Source organism: Blastococcus tunisiensis (assembly GCF_900112815.1).
GTDB classification, from domain to species: Bacteria; Actinomycetota; Actinomycetes; order Mycobacteriales; family Geodermatophilaceae; genus Blastococcus_B; species Blastococcus_B tunisiensis.
The window spans coordinates 230,830-244,656 of the sequence record NZ_FOND01000005.1 but is presented as its reverse complement, the minus strand read 5'-3'; the positions used below and the strand labels follow the sequence as shown (position 1 = coordinate 244,656).

General features: G+C 75.0%; 10 protein-coding genes. 3 read left to right on the top strand and 7 right to left on the bottom strand.

The features are described from left to right. Window positions 1-21: 21 nt before the first annotated feature. The 4 genes from BM142_RS08830 to BM142_RS08815 all read right to left on the bottom strand — a co-directional run bounded on the left by BM142_RS08830 (window position 22) and on the right by BM142_RS08815 (window position 4,482). Complete coding sequence (locus tag BM142_RS08830) at window positions 22-213, bottom strand: hypothetical protein (protein ID WP_092196393.1); 192 nt, start codon at window positions 211-213, stop codon at window positions 22-24. Between the two features lie 70 nt (window positions 214-283). Further along, complete coding sequence (locus BM142_RS08825) at window positions 284-2,674, bottom strand: [protein-PII] uridylyltransferase (RefSeq protein ID WP_092196484.1); 2,391 nt, start codon at window positions 2,672-2,674, stop codon at window positions 284-286. Between the two features lie 141 nt (window positions 2,675-2,815). Then, complete coding sequence (locus BM142_RS08820) at window positions 2,816-3,154, bottom strand: P-II family nitrogen regulator (RefSeq protein ID WP_091980408.1); 339 nt, start codon at window positions 3,152-3,154, stop codon at window positions 2,816-2,818. Beyond that, on the bottom strand, window positions 3,151-4,482 hold the full coding sequence (locus BM142_RS08815) for an ammonium transporter (RefSeq protein ID WP_092196392.1): 1,332 nt from the start codon (window positions 4,480-4,482) through the stop codon (window positions 3,151-3,153). The genes BM142_RS08820 and BM142_RS08815 overlap by 4 nt, the downstream gene beginning before the upstream one ends. Window positions 4,483-4,738: 256 nt before the next feature. On the opposite strand from BM142_RS08815, the gene nicT reads away from it, so the two are divergent. Further along, complete coding sequence (nicT, locus tag BM142_RS08810; RefSeq protein ID WP_254790686.1) at window positions 4,739-5,860, top strand: Nickel transporter NicT; 1,122 nt, start codon at window positions 4,739-4,741, stop codon at window positions 5,858-5,860. A 36-nt stretch (window positions 5,861-5,896) separates the two neighbouring features. Here the strand turns inward: nicT and ftsY are convergent, their stop codons facing one another. Further along, on the bottom strand, window positions 5,897-7,156 hold the full coding sequence (gene ftsY, locus BM142_RS08805) for a signal recognition particle-docking protein FtsY (RefSeq protein ID WP_092196391.1): 1,260 nt from the start codon (window positions 7,154-7,156) through the stop codon (window positions 5,897-5,899). A gap of 93 nt (window positions 7,157-7,249) precedes the next feature. Here ftsY and BM142_RS08800 point away from each other — a divergent pair, with 93 nt between their 5' ends. Beyond that, on the top strand, window positions 7,250-8,923 hold the full coding sequence (locus BM142_RS08800) for an alkaline phosphatase D family protein (protein WP_092196390.1): 1,674 nt from the start codon (window positions 7,250-7,252) through the stop codon (window positions 8,921-8,923). Between the two features lie 13 nt (window positions 8,924-8,936). Then, window positions 8,937-9,752, top strand: a complete 816-nt coding sequence (locus BM142_RS08795; protein ID WP_092196389.1) for an endonuclease/exonuclease/phosphatase family protein — start codon at window positions 8,937-8,939, stop codon at window positions 9,750-9,752. Here the strand turns inward: BM142_RS08795 and BM142_RS08790 are convergent. Together BM142_RS08790 and smc are read right to left on the bottom strand one after the other, a co-directional pair. After that, on the bottom strand, window positions 9,718-10,155 hold the full coding sequence (locus BM142_RS08790; protein WP_092196388.1) for a hypothetical protein: 438 nt from the start codon (window positions 10,153-10,155) through the stop codon (window positions 9,718-9,720). The two genes, BM142_RS08795 and BM142_RS08790, sit on opposite strands and share 35 nt — an antisense overlap. Window positions 10,156-10,211: 56 nt before the next feature. Continuing rightward, window positions 10,212-13,778 carry a chromosome segregation protein SMC gene (gene smc / locus BM142_RS08785; protein WP_092196387.1) on the bottom strand — a complete coding sequence of 1,189 codons (3,567 nt, stop codon included), beginning with the start codon at window positions 13,776-13,778 and terminating at the stop codon, window positions 10,212-10,214. Window positions 13,779-13,827 lie beyond the last annotated feature (49 nt).

The following is a 13,827-nucleotide window of genomic DNA, read 5'->3' as shown; positions in this document are numbered from 1 at the left end:
GGGGAGGACGGGGTCCTTTTCCTATGCCGCCACGCGGGTGCGCACGACGTCGCCCGCCGGGGACGACTCACCCATCACCACGGCCGAGCCGCAGTCGACGCAGGCCCACTCCGGGCACTCGCCGCCGGCCTCGGTGTGACCGTCGGCGCACGGCGGCTGCACGAACTCGGTGATCTCCCCGCACGCGGTGCAGGGCCACAGCCGGCTGTCCACGACAGGCTCCTCTCGACAGGGGGACCGGTCCGTCCCCGTCGCCGCGACCGTCGCACGCCCTGCTGACAGCTCAGCGGAACCGGCCCGGCGTGTCGGCCGGGCGGAGCCCGTCGGCACCCTCCGACCCGACGGTCGCCGACACGAGCGCGGCGTCGACCCGCCGGCGCTGCTCCGGCTCGACCGGCGACCCCGAGGGGTTGCACACGTAGAAGCAGTCGACCGCGTCGGCGCCGAGGGTCTCGATGCGGGCCGAGGTCACGTCCAGCCCCTCCCCGGCGATCGCCGCGGAGAGCCGGTAGAGCAGCCCGGCCCGGTCGGTGGCACGGACCTCGACGATCCCGGTCGCCGCACCGCTCACCTCGCCGTTGTGCCAGGAGATGCGGGGTGGCGCCGTCCGGCCGCCGTCCTGCCGGTAGTCGGCCTCGCGCTGGCGCAGCCGGTCGGCGAGCGGCAGCGTCCCCTCGAGCGCGGCCCGGACGGCATCGGCGAGGATCTCCGGCACCGGGGCGCGCCCGAAGCGCGGGCGCACGGCGAAGACGCTGGTGCCGTAGCCGTCCGTGACCGACAGCTTGGCGGCCCGGACGTCGAGCTGGTTGAGCGCGAGCACGCCGGCACAGGTGCTGAGCAGACCCGGCCGGTCGGGCGCCCCGATGGTCACCTGCTGGCCGTCGGCCACGTCCTCGATGCCGACCGTGACCGCCCCCTCGGCGCCGGCGATGCCGAGTGGTCGGGCGATCACCTGGGCCTCGCTCGGGTGCAGCACCGGTTCCGGGTCGGGCGACGCGGGGCCGCCCAGCTTCGCCTGCACCCGGGCGACGAGGGCGGCCACCAGGTGCGCCTTCCACGGCGACCAGGCCGAGGCGCTGGTCGCGGCGCCGTCCGCCTGGGCGAGGGCGTGCAGCAGCTGCAGCACCGCGGGGTCGTGCCCGATGGTCGCCGCCACCCGGTCGATGGTCGCGGGGTCGTCGATGTCCCGCCGCGTGGCCGTCGCCGGCAGGAGCAGGTGGTGTCGCACCAGGGTGGCCAGCACGGCGACGTCGGGTCCGGCGAACCCCATGCGGGCGCCGATCTCCGCCGCGATCGGCTCGCCCACCTCGCTGTGGTCCCCCGGCCAGCCCTTGCCGATGTCGTGCAGCAGGGCCGCCACCAGCAGCAGGTCGGGGCGATCGACGTCGCGGGTCAGCTCGGCGGCGGCCGCGGCCGCCTCCACCAGGTGGCGGTCCACGGTGAAGCGGTGCCACGGGTGGCGCTGCGGGAGCGAGCGGATCCGGTTCCACTCGGGGATCAGCCGGGCGAGGAGGCCCTCCTGGTCCAGCTGCTCCAGGACGGCGACGGCGGCCCGCCCGCTGGCCAGGAGACGCAGGAACGACCACCGGATCTCGGCGGGCCAGGGCTCGGGCACCGGCGGGCTGTGCACGGCGAGCACCTTGAGCGTGTACGGCGAGAGCCGCAGGTCGGCGCGGGCCGCCGCTGCGGCCGCGCGGAGCAGGAGGCCGGGGTCGAGCGCCGGCTTGGCCCCCTGTGCCAGCACCACCTCGTCCCCCTGCCGGACGACGCCCTCGGCGAGCGGCTCCCGGCGCACCCGCCGGTACCGGGCGCGGGGACGGCGGACCAGCGCGGCCTCGACCCGCCGCCAGGTCTCGTCGGCCACGAACGCCAGCCGACGCCCGGCCAGGCTCACCTCGCGCAGCAGGGCGTCCTCGTCGGCCAGCCCGAGGGCGACCGCGACGGGGCGCTGCTCCTGCCGGACGAGCACGTCGTGCGGCCGCCCGGTGCGCCGGCGCAGCTCGTCGCGGACGTCGAGGAGGAACGCGTAGGCCTGCTCGAGCTCGGCTCCGGGCTCGTCGCCGAGCTGGGCGGCGGCGACGGCGCGGAGCACCTGCCCCTCGCGGAGGCCGCCGTAGGCCTCCTTGAGGTCGGGCTCGAGCAGGAAGGCCAGCTCCCCCACCAGGCGGGCGCGGTCGCGGCGGAGGTCACGCAGCTGCGGCAGCAGCCGGGACGCCGCCTGCCGCCAGCTGGCCAGGGTCGCCGTCCGCAGCCGCGCGGCGAGGTCCGCGTCGCCGGCGACGAGCCGGGCGTCGAGCAGACCCAGCCCGGCCTTGACGTCGGTCGAGCCCACCGAGACGGCGTCGGGCACCGACCGCACCGAGTGGTCCAGGCGCAGGCCGGTGTCCCAGACGGGGTACCAGAGGGCGTCGGCGATCGCGGCGATCTCCGGCCGGCCCTCGTGCACCAGCACCAGGTCCAGGTCGCCCTGCGGCGGCAGCTCCCGCCGGCCCAGGCTGCCGACCGCCACCAGCGCCACGCCCTCGGTCCCGGTCCGCGGTGGGGGCCCGCCGCGACGCTGCTTCGGAGGCGGCGTGCCCGCCACCGCGTCGGCCAGCAGTCCGCCCAGCCAGGTGTCGACGGCCCGCGCGCGGTCGGCGCGGGCCAGGCCGGGCAGCGCCTCGAGGTCGAGCACGGCGTCCTCCTCGCACACAGCACTGTCAGGGGAAGAAGCGTCGGCCGGGGCGGTGGACGATCCCACCACCCCGGCCGACCCGGCCCTCCTGCAGGGTCCCGCCACGAGGCTGCGGGTGGCGGGGGCAGGAGGGTCCTTTACCTACAGCGCGTCGTCGCCGCGCTCTCCGGTGCGGACGCGGACGATCTCGTCGATCGTCGTCACCCACACCTTCCCGTCGCCGATCTGCCCCGTGGAGGCGGCCTCGACGACCGCGTCGACCACGCGGGCGGCGTCGAGCTCGCTGACGACGACCTCGATGCGGACCTTCGGCACGAAGTCCACCTGGTACTCCGCGCCGCGGTAGACCTCGGTGTGGCCCCGCTGACGGCCGAAGCCCTGGACCTCGCTCACGGTCAGACCGGCGACGCCGATCAGCTCCAGAGCGTTCTTGACGTCGTCGAGCTTGAACGGCTTGACGATGGCGGTGACGAGCTTCATGCCCCGATCCCTTCCGTGCTACGGGCCTCGGCGCGAGCCTGGCCGGCCAGTGGTGCAGTGGAACCGCTGCTGCCGAGCGAGGCGAAGTCGTACCCGGACTCCGCGTGCACGACGGTGTCGATGCCGGCGACCTCGTCCTCCTCGGTGATGCGGAAGCCCATCGTCTTCTGGATGACGGAGCCGATCACCAGGGTAAGGATGAAGGAGAACGCCAGGACGGCGACCGCGCCGACGACCTGCCGCCAGAGCTGGTCGACGCCGCCGCCGTAGAAGAGGCCGTCGATGCCGGACGGAGCGGCGGCGGTGCCCAGGAAGCCGATGGCGATGGTGCCCCAGAGGCCGCCGACGAGGTGGACGCCGACGACGTCGAGCGAGTCGTCGTAGCCGAGCCGGTACTTCAGGCCCACGGCCAGCGCGCACAGCACACCGGCGATCGCGCCGAGGACGATGGCCCCGATCGGGGAGACCGCGTTGCAGGCGGGGGTGATGGCGACCAGGCCGGCGACGACACCGGAGGCCGCGCCCAGCGACGTCGAGTGGCCGTCGCGGAACTTCTCGACGACCAGCCAGCCGAGGGTGGCGGCGGCCGTGGCGACGAGCGTGTTGACCCAGGCCACCGAGGCGGTGTTGTTCGCGGCCAGCGCCGACCCGGCGTTGAAGCCGAACCAGCCGAACCACAGCAGCCCGGCGCCGATCATGACCAGCGGCAGGTTGTGCGGCCGCATGGCGTCACGGCCGAATCCGCGGCGCTTGCCGAGCACGAAGGCCAGCGCCAGACCGGCCGCACCGGCGTTGATGTGCACGGCGGTACCGCCGGCGAAGTCCAGGGCCAGCAGGTCGTTGGCGATCCAGCCGCCGACGACGTCGTCGCCGTCGAAGGCGAACACCCAGTGCGCGACCGGGAAGTACACGACCGTCGCCCAGACGCCGGCGAAGACCATCCAGGCGCCGAACTTGGCCCGGTCGGCGATCGCACCGGAGATGAGGGCGACGGTGATGATGGCGAAGACGGCCTGGAAGCCGACGAACGCCATGACGGGGAGGCCGCCCTCCTCGCTGGTGGTGTCCTCCATCAGGCCGTTCAGCCCGAAGAACTCACCCGGGTTCCCGAGCAGCCCGAGGCCGACGTCGTCGCCGAAGGCCATCGAGTAGCCGTAGAGGACCCACAGGACGCTGATCAGTGCCAGCGCCCCGAAGCTCATCATCATCATGTTCAGCACGCTCTTCGCGCGGACCATGCCGCCGTAGAAGAGCGCGAGGCCAGGGGTCATCAGCAGCACGAGGGCCGCGCTGGTGAGGATCCAGGCGGTGTCGCCGGTGTTGACCACGGCAACCTCCTGAGTGGGTCGTCGGCCTGCGGCCGGTGCGGGACTCCGACGCTCGGACGAGCGGCGACGTGGCGTTCACCGTGCCGTCGTCGTGTTTCCGCAGCGCTCGTCGTCACGTTTCCGGGCGGTGAACTCCGCTCCGCGTGTCCGGCCGCGGCGTTGCGTCCGTGTTGCGGCTGCCCCGTTCGATGACCGGGGCCACGGCGGCCGGCGGCCGGCGCGCTTGTTGCGAACTGTTCGCAGTAGGGTGTCCGCCGTGACTTCTCGTGCCGCGGTGGAGCAGCCCGCACCTGCGCGGGACGCCGCCCCGTCCCCCCGCTTCACCCCCCAGGAGCGCCGGTCGATCGCCGGGATGTCGGCGTTCGTGCTGCTGCTGCACGTGCTCGGCTGGGGCGTGCTGGTCTTCGCCGTTGCGCCGCAGGACTACCAGCTGGGCAGCACCGGGGTCCTCGGGGTAGGCGTGGGCTTGACGGCGTACATGCTGGGGGTGCGGCACGCGTTCGACGCCGACCACATCGCCTCGATCGACAACACGACCCGCAAGCTCGTGGGTGAGGGCCGCTCGTCGGTGAGCACCGGGTTCTGGTTCTCCCTCGGCCACTCGTCGGTCGTCTTCGCCGCCAGCCTGCTGCTGGTGGCCGGCGTCCGCGGCGTGGCCGGCGTCGTGCAGAACGAGGACAACGAGGTGGGCCAGACCCTCGGCCTGATCGGCACCCTCGTGGCCGGCAGCTTCCTGCTGATCATCGGGCTGATGAACCTCGGGGCGGCCGTGGGCATCGCCAAGGTCTTCCGCCGGATGCGCACCGGCGGCCTCGACGAGGCCGAGCTCGAACGGCACCTGCACAACCGCGGCTTCCTGACCCGGCTGCTCGGCCGGGTGGTGCGGCGCGTCGACAAGCCGTGGCACCTCTACCCCGTCGGCCTGCTCATGGGCCTGGGCTTCGACACGGCGACCCAGGTGGCGCTGCTCGTCCTCGCCGCAGGTTCGGCCGCCTTCGTCCTCCCCTGGTACGCGATCCTCGTGCTGCCGGTGCTCTTCGCGGCCGGGATGAGCCTGTTCGACACCGCGGACGGCATCCTGATGACCCGCGCCTACGGCTGGGCGTTCCTGAAGCCGATCCGCAAGGTCTTCTACAACCTCGCCGTCACGCTGCTGTCGGTCACCGTGGCCCTGGTCATCGGCCTGCTCGTCCTCGCCGGCCTGGTGGTCGAGCGCCTCGGCATCGAGTCCGGCCCGCTGGCGTGGGTCGCCTCGCTCGACCTCGGCTACGTCGGCTTCGCGATCGTCGGCCTGTTCGTGCTGGCCTGGGCGCTGGCCCTGGCGGTGTGGCGGTTCGGGCGCATCGAGGAGCGCTGGGCCACCCCCGCGGAGTCCTGACCCCCGACCGGCGGTCCGGGGCCCGGCCGACCGGGCTCAGCCCTCCGCGCCCACCAGCCCCTCGGCGAAGGCGCGCGGCTCGAACGGCGCGAGGTCGTCGGGCCCCTCCCCGAGGCCGATCAGCTTCACGGGGATACCCAGCTCGCGCTGGACGGAGACGACGATGCCGCCCTTCGCCGTCCCGTCGAGCTTGGTGAGCACGATGCCGGTGACCGTGACGGCCTCGGTGAACACGCGCGCCTGGACGACGCCGTTCTGGCCGGTCGTGGCGTCGAGCACGAGCAGCACCTCGGTCACCGGGGACACCTTCTCCACCACCCGCTTGACCTTGCCCAGCTCGTCCATCAGGCCCGACTTGGTGTGCAGCCGCCCGGCGGTGTCGACGAGGACGGCGTCCACCTCGCCCTCGACGCCGGTCCGCACCGCCTCGAAGGCCACCGACGCCGGATCGCCGCCCTCGCGGCCCCGCACGGTCAGCACCCCGACCCGCTCCCCCCAGGTCTCCAGCTGGTCGGCCGCGGCCGCCCGGAACGTGTCCGCGGCACCGAGGACGACGCTCTTGCCGTCACCGACGAGCACGCGGGCCATCTTCCCCACCGTCGTGGTCTTGCCGGCGCCGTTGACGCCCACGACCAGGACGACGCCGGGCCGGCCCTCCGAGCGCGTGGTCCCGAGCGTCCGGTCCATGTCCGGGCCGAGGACGGCGGTCAGCTCGCGGACGAGCAGCTCGCGCAGCTCCGGGCCCGACGCCGTCGCCAGGACCATCGTCTGGGTCCGCAGCCGCTCCACGATCTGCGTCGTCGCGGCGAGGCCCACGTCCGCGGCGAGCAGCGTCTCCTCGAGCTCCTCCCAGTCGTCCTCGGTGAGCTTCTCGCGCGCGAGGACGGTGAGCAGCCCGCGGCCGAGGGAGGACTGCGAGCGGGCCAGCCGCGAGCGCAGCCGCACCAGCCGCCCGGCGGACGGTGGCGGCGTCTCGAAGACCAGCCCGGGCTCCGGCTCGGCCGGCGGGAGCTGCACCTCGGCGGGCGACTCCGGCTGCACGGCGTCCGGCTGGTCGACCGATGGGGTGGTGGATGGCGTGGTGGATGGGGTGGTGGGGCGGGTGATCGGTGGCGTGGTGGGGCGGGTGGTCGGTGGCGCGGGCCGGGGCGTCGGCGGCTGCGGCCTGGTCAGCCTCGTCCCGGCGACGGCATCGTCGTCGAGGCGCGTGGTCCGGCGGCCCTTGCTGACCAGCAGACCGACCCCGGCGAGAAGGGCGACGACGAGGATCGCGACGGCGATCAGGACGAATTCCATGCGCCCGAGTCTCCCAGCCCGTCGAGCTGCCTCCCAGCGGACACCACGGCGGAGACCACGGCGGCGTCCAGCTCCATGCGCCAGGCTGGGTGCATGCCCGCCCCCGACCGGTCCGCCCCGGCCCTCCTGCTCGGCCCCCTGCTCCGCCACGTGGACCCGGTCTCGGCCACCGTCTGGGTCGAGACGGACGGCCCCTGCGAGGTCGACGTCCTCGGCCGGACGGCACGGACCTTCTGCGTCGGCGGCCACCACTACGCGCTGGTCGTCGTCGAGGGCCTGGAGCCCGGCAGCACGACGCCGTACGAGGTGCGGCTGGACGGCGTGCGCGTCTGGCCACCGGAGGACTCGCCGTTCCCGGCCAGCCGGATCCGGACGCCCGGCGGTCCGGGCGCGTTCCGGCTGGCCTTCGGCTCCTGCCGGTACGCCAGCCCGGAGACCGTCGAGGCCTCCGCGGGCATCCCCCCGGACGCGCTCGACCTCTACGCCGCGCAGGTGACCGCGCTGCCCGAGGACCGGTGGCCCGACGCCCTGGTGCTCCTGGGCGACCAGGTCTACGCCGACGAGCTCACCACGCACACGCGGTCGCTGCTGCACCGCCGGCGCGACGAGCGCGCCGGGCACCGGTCCCCCGACGACCAGGTCGCCGACTTCGAGGAGTACACCCGGCTGTACTACGAGTCCTGGCAGGACCCCCAGGTGCGCTGGCTGCTGTCCACGATCCCGTCGTCGATGATCTTCGACGACCACGAGATGATCGACGACTGGAACACCTCGGCGGCCTGGCGCGCCAGGATGACGCAGGAACCGTGGTGGTCCGGGCGGATCACCGGCGGCCTGGTCAGCTACTGGGTCTACCAGCACCTGGGCAACCTCAGCCCGCAGGAGCTGGCGGAGAACAAGACCTGGCAGGCCATCCTGGGCATGAGCGCCGACGACCCCACCCGGGACGCCGAGCCCATGCTGCGCGAGATGGCCGAGCTGGCCGACGCCGAGCCGGCGACGATCCGGTGGAGCTTCGTGCGGCACTGGGGCGACGTGCGACTGATCATGGTCGACAGCCGGGCCGGCCGGGTCCTCGAGGAGCAGCACCGCCGGATGCTGGACGAGGACGAGTTCGCCTGGGTCGAGGCGGCGATGCGCCGCGCGGTGGACGAGGGCGTGGAGCACCTGATCATCGGCACGTCGCTGCCCTGGCTGCTGCCGCACGCGATCCACAACCTGGAACGGTGGAACGAGACGCTCAACGTCCGGCACCACGGCCGCTGGCGCGGCCGGATCGCCGAGGCCGTGCGCCAGGCCGCCGACCTGGAGCACTGGGCGGCCTTCGGCCACTCCTTCGAACGGCTCGGTGCGGCGCTGACCGCCGTGGCGCAGGGCGCGCACGGGCGGGCGCCCGCGACGGCCCTGGTCCTCTCCGGCGACGTCCACCACGCCTACTCCGCCGAGCTCGTGCGCCCGAGCGGGCTGCAGGCGCGGGTGCACCAGCTGACCGTGTCCCCGCTGCACAACCAGGCGCCGCACCCGATCCGGGTCGGCTTCCGGATCGGGTGGAGCGGGCGGGCGCGCCGCTGGACCGAACGGCTGGCCCGCTGGGTCCGTGCCGAACCGACCGGGCTGGCCTGGGACAAGCAGGCCGGGCCGTTCTTCGGAAACCAGATCGGCGAGCTCGTCCTCGACGGCCGGCAGGCCCGCTTCCTGCTATCGGTCTCCGAGAAGGGCGACCGGCACCTGCGGCAGGTGCTCGACGAGCCGCTGTCGGCCGGGTGACAGGCTTGCGCGCATGACTGGTGCGCACGGGGTGCGGCCCGCCCCTGGTCCCGACCAGCCGCCCATCCCGGTGCGGCTGGTCACCTTCAACACCCACCACGGCGTCGGCGCGGACGCCCGGCACGACCTGCCGCGGCTGGCCAAGGTGCTGGCCTCGGTCGACGCCGACGTCATCTGCCTGCAGGAGGTCGACCGGTACTTCGGCGACCGCAGCGAGGACGTCGACCAGGCGCTGCTGCTCTCCCGCGCGCTGGACATGCAGCTGGCGTGGGGTCCGGCGATCGACGAGCCGCGCACCGGCGGTCGGCCCCCGCGGCAGTACGGCAACGCGCTGCTGTCCCGGTTGCCGATCCTGGTCAGCGACGTGCACCCGCTCCCCGGCGGCGGTGAGCCGCGCAGCGCCCTGCGGACCATGCTGGAGCTGGACGGCGGGACGCTGTGGATCACCGCCACCCACCTGACCACCACGTCGGCGCGGGAACGGGCCGATCAGGTGGCGGCGCTCGCGGCACTGCACACCCCGGACATGGCCGCCGGGGTGCTGGTCGGCGACTTCAACGCGCGTCCGGACGCCCCCGAGCTGCACCCGCTGCGGGAGCGGTTCACCGACGCCTGGGAGCTCGCCGCCGACCGCACGGACCAGGCCGGCTGGCGTTTCTGGCACCGCGACGAGGGACACACCCACCCGGCGCGTTCGCCGCACCGCCGCATCGACCAGGCCTGGGTCTCCCCGGGCGTCGGCGTCGCCACGGCTCAGGTGCTCGACGCGGAGGGAGCCTCCGACCACCTGCCGCTCATGGTCGACCTGCGGGTACCGTCGGGCGTCTGAGGCGGCGGCGCCACCACGACGTCCGGTCGCCGGGGTCGGTGTCCCAGCTGACCCGCTCGGGCGGTGGGACGGCGGACGGGGCCTCGTCGAGGGAGTGGACCTCCAGGCCCGCGAGCCGGCCGTGCTCGACGAACAGCCAGACCCCGCCGATCGGCGCACCGCCCGCGTCGACCACGGTGCCCTCGACCGGAGCGGCGCCGGAGGCGGAGGACACGGGGACGTCGTCGGGCACGTGCAGGTCGATGGTGACGCACCCGCACTCGCAGCCGGTCGACGCCGTGGCCCGGCGCACCTGGGCCCGCAGCTCCGCCGCACCGTCGAAGTCGTGGTCGAGCAGCGCGTCGAGCAGCGCCCGCTCGGTCGTCGTCAGCGGGCGACGGACGGAGGGGCTGTCGGCACGCACGGCACCATGGTGGGCCACGACGTCGTGCCCGGCACCCCGGCTCGTGAGAGCCGGACTCAGGATGCCTCGAGCTCGCGCAGCCGCTGGCTGATGACGCCGGTGATGCCGTCCCCTCGCATGCTCACGCCGTAGAGCGCGTCGGCGATCTCCATCGTCCGCTTCTGGTGGGTGATGACGATCAGCTGCGAGGTCGACCGGAGCTGCTCGATGAGGGTGAGCAGCCGGCCGAGGTTGACGTCGTCGAGGGCCGCCTCGACCTCGTCGAGGACGTAGAACGGCGACGGGCGGGCACGGAAGATCGCGACCAGCAGGGCCACCGCCGTGAGCGACCGCTCGCCACCGGACAGCAGCGACAGCCGCTTGACCTTCTTGCCGGGTGGCCGGGCCTCCACCTCGATCCCGGTGGTGAGCATGCTGTCGGGCTCGGTGAGCACCAGCCGGCCCTGTCCGCCGGGGAACAGCGTGGCGAAGACGCCCTCGAACTCCCGGGCCACGTCGGCGAAGGCGGCCGCGAAGACGTCGTGGATCCGCTCGTCGACCTCCCGGACGACGGTGAGCAGGTCGCGGCGGGTGTTCTTGAGGTCCTCGAGCTGGGTGGCCAGGAAGGCGTGCCGCTCCTCGAGCGCCGCGAACTCCTCCAGCGCGAGCGGGTTCACCTTGCCGAGGGTGGCGAGGTCGCGCTCGGCCTGCGCGGCCCGGCGCTCCTGGACCGACCGCTCGTAGGGCACCGGGTCGGGCTCGGGCTCCCCCGCCGCCTCCGCGGCGGCAGCCTGCTGGGGCGTGGGCGGCACCGGCGCGGTCGGCCCGTACTCCCCCAGCAGCGTCGGCAGGTCCACGCCGTACTCCTCGGCCGCCCGCCCCTCCAGGGTCTCGATGCGCAGCCGCTGCTCGGCGCGGGCCACCTCGTCCCGGTGCACCTCGTCGGTCAGGCGGTCCAGCTCCGCGGTGGCCGACCGCACCCGCGCGCGGACCTCCAGCAGCTCGGCCTCGGCGGTGGCGCGGGAGGCGGCCAGCTCGTCGCGCTCGGCCGCCGCCCGGGCCAGCGAGCCGGCCAGCGCGCCCAGCGCGGTGTCCGCGTCGGCCCGGACCGTGGCCGCGACGGCGGCACCGCGCTCGCGGGCGGCCCGCGCCACGGCCGCCCGCTCCCGGGCGGCCCGCTCCTGCCGGGCCTGCCGGCGCAGCGACTCCGCGCGGCCGTGCAGCGCCCGCGCCCGCTCCTCCGCGGTACGGACGGCCAGCCGCGCCTCCGTCTCGGCCTGCCGGGCCGCGGCCACCTCGGCCCGGAGCCGGTCGCGGGCCTCGGTCGAGGGCTCCTCCTCCACCGGCGCGGCCTCGGCCCCGGCCAGCCGCTGCTCCAGCGCGGCCAGGTCGGACAGCACCTGCTCCAGCGCGTGCTCGGCGCGGACCCGGGCGGCCAGCGAGCGCTCCGCCTCCGCCTCCGCCGACCGTGCGGCGGCGCCGAGCTCGGCCAGCTCGGCGGCCACCGCCGAGCGCGAGCGGTCCGACGCCTGGCGGGTCACCAGCGCCGCGTCCACGTCGGCGGACCGGGCCTGCGCGTCCTCGCGGGCCGCGGCCAGCCGGTCGGCCAGCTCGGCGGCCCGCGCGGTGGCTCCGGCCAGCTCGCCGTCGGCCTCGTCCACCCGCGCGCGGACCACGAGGTTGGAGGGCGCATCGGTCTGCCCGCCGACCGTCCAGTCGGCCCCCACGAGGTCACCGGTCGCGGTCACGGCGCGGACCCGGGGGTGCGCCCCGACCAGGGCGACGGCCGCACCGAGGTCGGCCACCACGGCGACCCGTTCCAGGGTCCGGGCCAGCGCGGGGCGCAGCTCCTCCGGGGCGTCGACGACGTCCAGCGCCCACCGCGCCCCGTCGGGCAGCGTCGGCCAGCCGTCCCTGGAGACCGGCGGCAGGCCGCCGGTGACCAGCAGGCCGGCCCGGCCGCCGCCGGTGTCCTTGAGGTGCGCGAGCGCCGCGGCAGCCTCCGCGATGCCCGAGACGACGACGGCGTCGGCCATCCCGCCCAGGGCCGCGGCCACCGCCACCTCGTCGCCGGACCGCACGCTCAGCCGGTCGGTCACCGGCCCGAGCACCCCGGCCAGGCCGGACGCCAGCACGGCGGCCGCGCCGTCCACCGGGGTCAGGCCCTGGGCGAGGGCGTCCCGGCGCGCCTGCCAGGAGGCGCGGTCGCGCTCGGCCGCACGCTCGGCCTCGGCCAGCTCGGTGACCAGGCGGGCGGCGGCCGCGTGCGCGGCCACGGCCTGCTCGTGGGCGGTGACCAGGGCGACGTCACCGTCCTCCTGCCCGGCCACGGTGTCGCGCCGCTCGGCCAGCCGCTCGGCGGCGACCTCCGCGCGATCGGCGGCCTCGCCGGCGGCCAGGGTCAGCCGTTCGATCTCGGCCTGGCCGGCCGCCACCCGTGAGCGGGCCGCGGCGACCTGGCCGGAGAGCCGCGCGAGACCCTCGCGGCGGTCGGCCAGCGCGCGCGCCGCGGCGACCCAGGCGCGCTCCTCCGCGGCAAGCGCGGTCTCCAGCTCCCCCCGCCGGGCGACGACGGCGGCCAGCCTGCCGCGTTCGGTCTCCAGGCCGGACGCGAGCTCGGTCTCGGTCGTGGCCACCCGGTCGGCCTCGGCGTCGAGCTGGTCCGGATCGCGACCCGGAGCGGCCGCCGGCCCCGCGGCCGAGAGGTGCCGGTGCCGCTCCGCCGCGAGCGACGCCACGCCGCGGAACCGCTCACCGAGCGCGGAGAGCCGGTACCAGGTGTCCGAGGCGGCCTGCAGCCGCGGGGCGCTGGCCGCCAGCCCGGCCTCCAGCTCGGCCTCCCGGCGGGACACCGCGGACAGCTCCCGCTCGACGACCGCCCGGCGCTCGCGCGCGGCCGTCTCGTCGGCGACGTCCTTGTCGAGGGAGTCGCGGAGCTGGACGAGGTCGTCGGCGAGCAGCCGCAGCCGGGCGTCCCGGAGGTCGGCCTGCACGCCGGCGGCCCGGCGGGCCACCTCGGCCTGCCGGCCCAGCGGCTTGAGCTGACGCCGGAGCTCGACGGTGAGGTCACCGAGCCGGTCGAGGTTGTGCGTCATCCCCTCGAGCTTGCGGAGCGCCTTCTCCTTGCGCTTGCGGTGCTTGAGGACGCCGGCGGCCTCCTCGATGAAGGCACGGCGGTCCTCCGGCCGGCCGGAGAGGACGGCGTCGAGCTGGCCCTGGCCGACGATGACGTGCATCTCGCGGCCGATCCCCGAGTCGCTGAGCAGCTCCTGGACGTCGAGCAGCCGCACCTTGTCGCCGTTGATCTCGTACTCGCTCTCGCCGGAGCGGTACATGCGGCGGGTGATCGACACCTCGGTGTACTCGATCGGCAGGGCGCCGTCGGAGTTGTCGATCGTCAGGGTCACCTCGGCACGACCCAGGGCGGGACGGCCGGCGGTGCCGGCGAAGATGACGTCCTCCATCTTGCCGCCGCGCAGGCTCTTCGCCCCCTGCTCGCCGAGGACCCAGGCGATGGCGTCCACGACGTTGGACTTGCCGGACCCGTTGGGACCGACGACGGCGGTGATGCCGGGCTCCAGCCGCAGCGTGGTGGCGGACGCGAAGGACTTGAAGCCCTTGAGCGTCAGGCTGGAGAGGTGCACAGAACGGTGACCCTAGCCGGGATACCGGCGGAAACCCGAGATGTCGCGG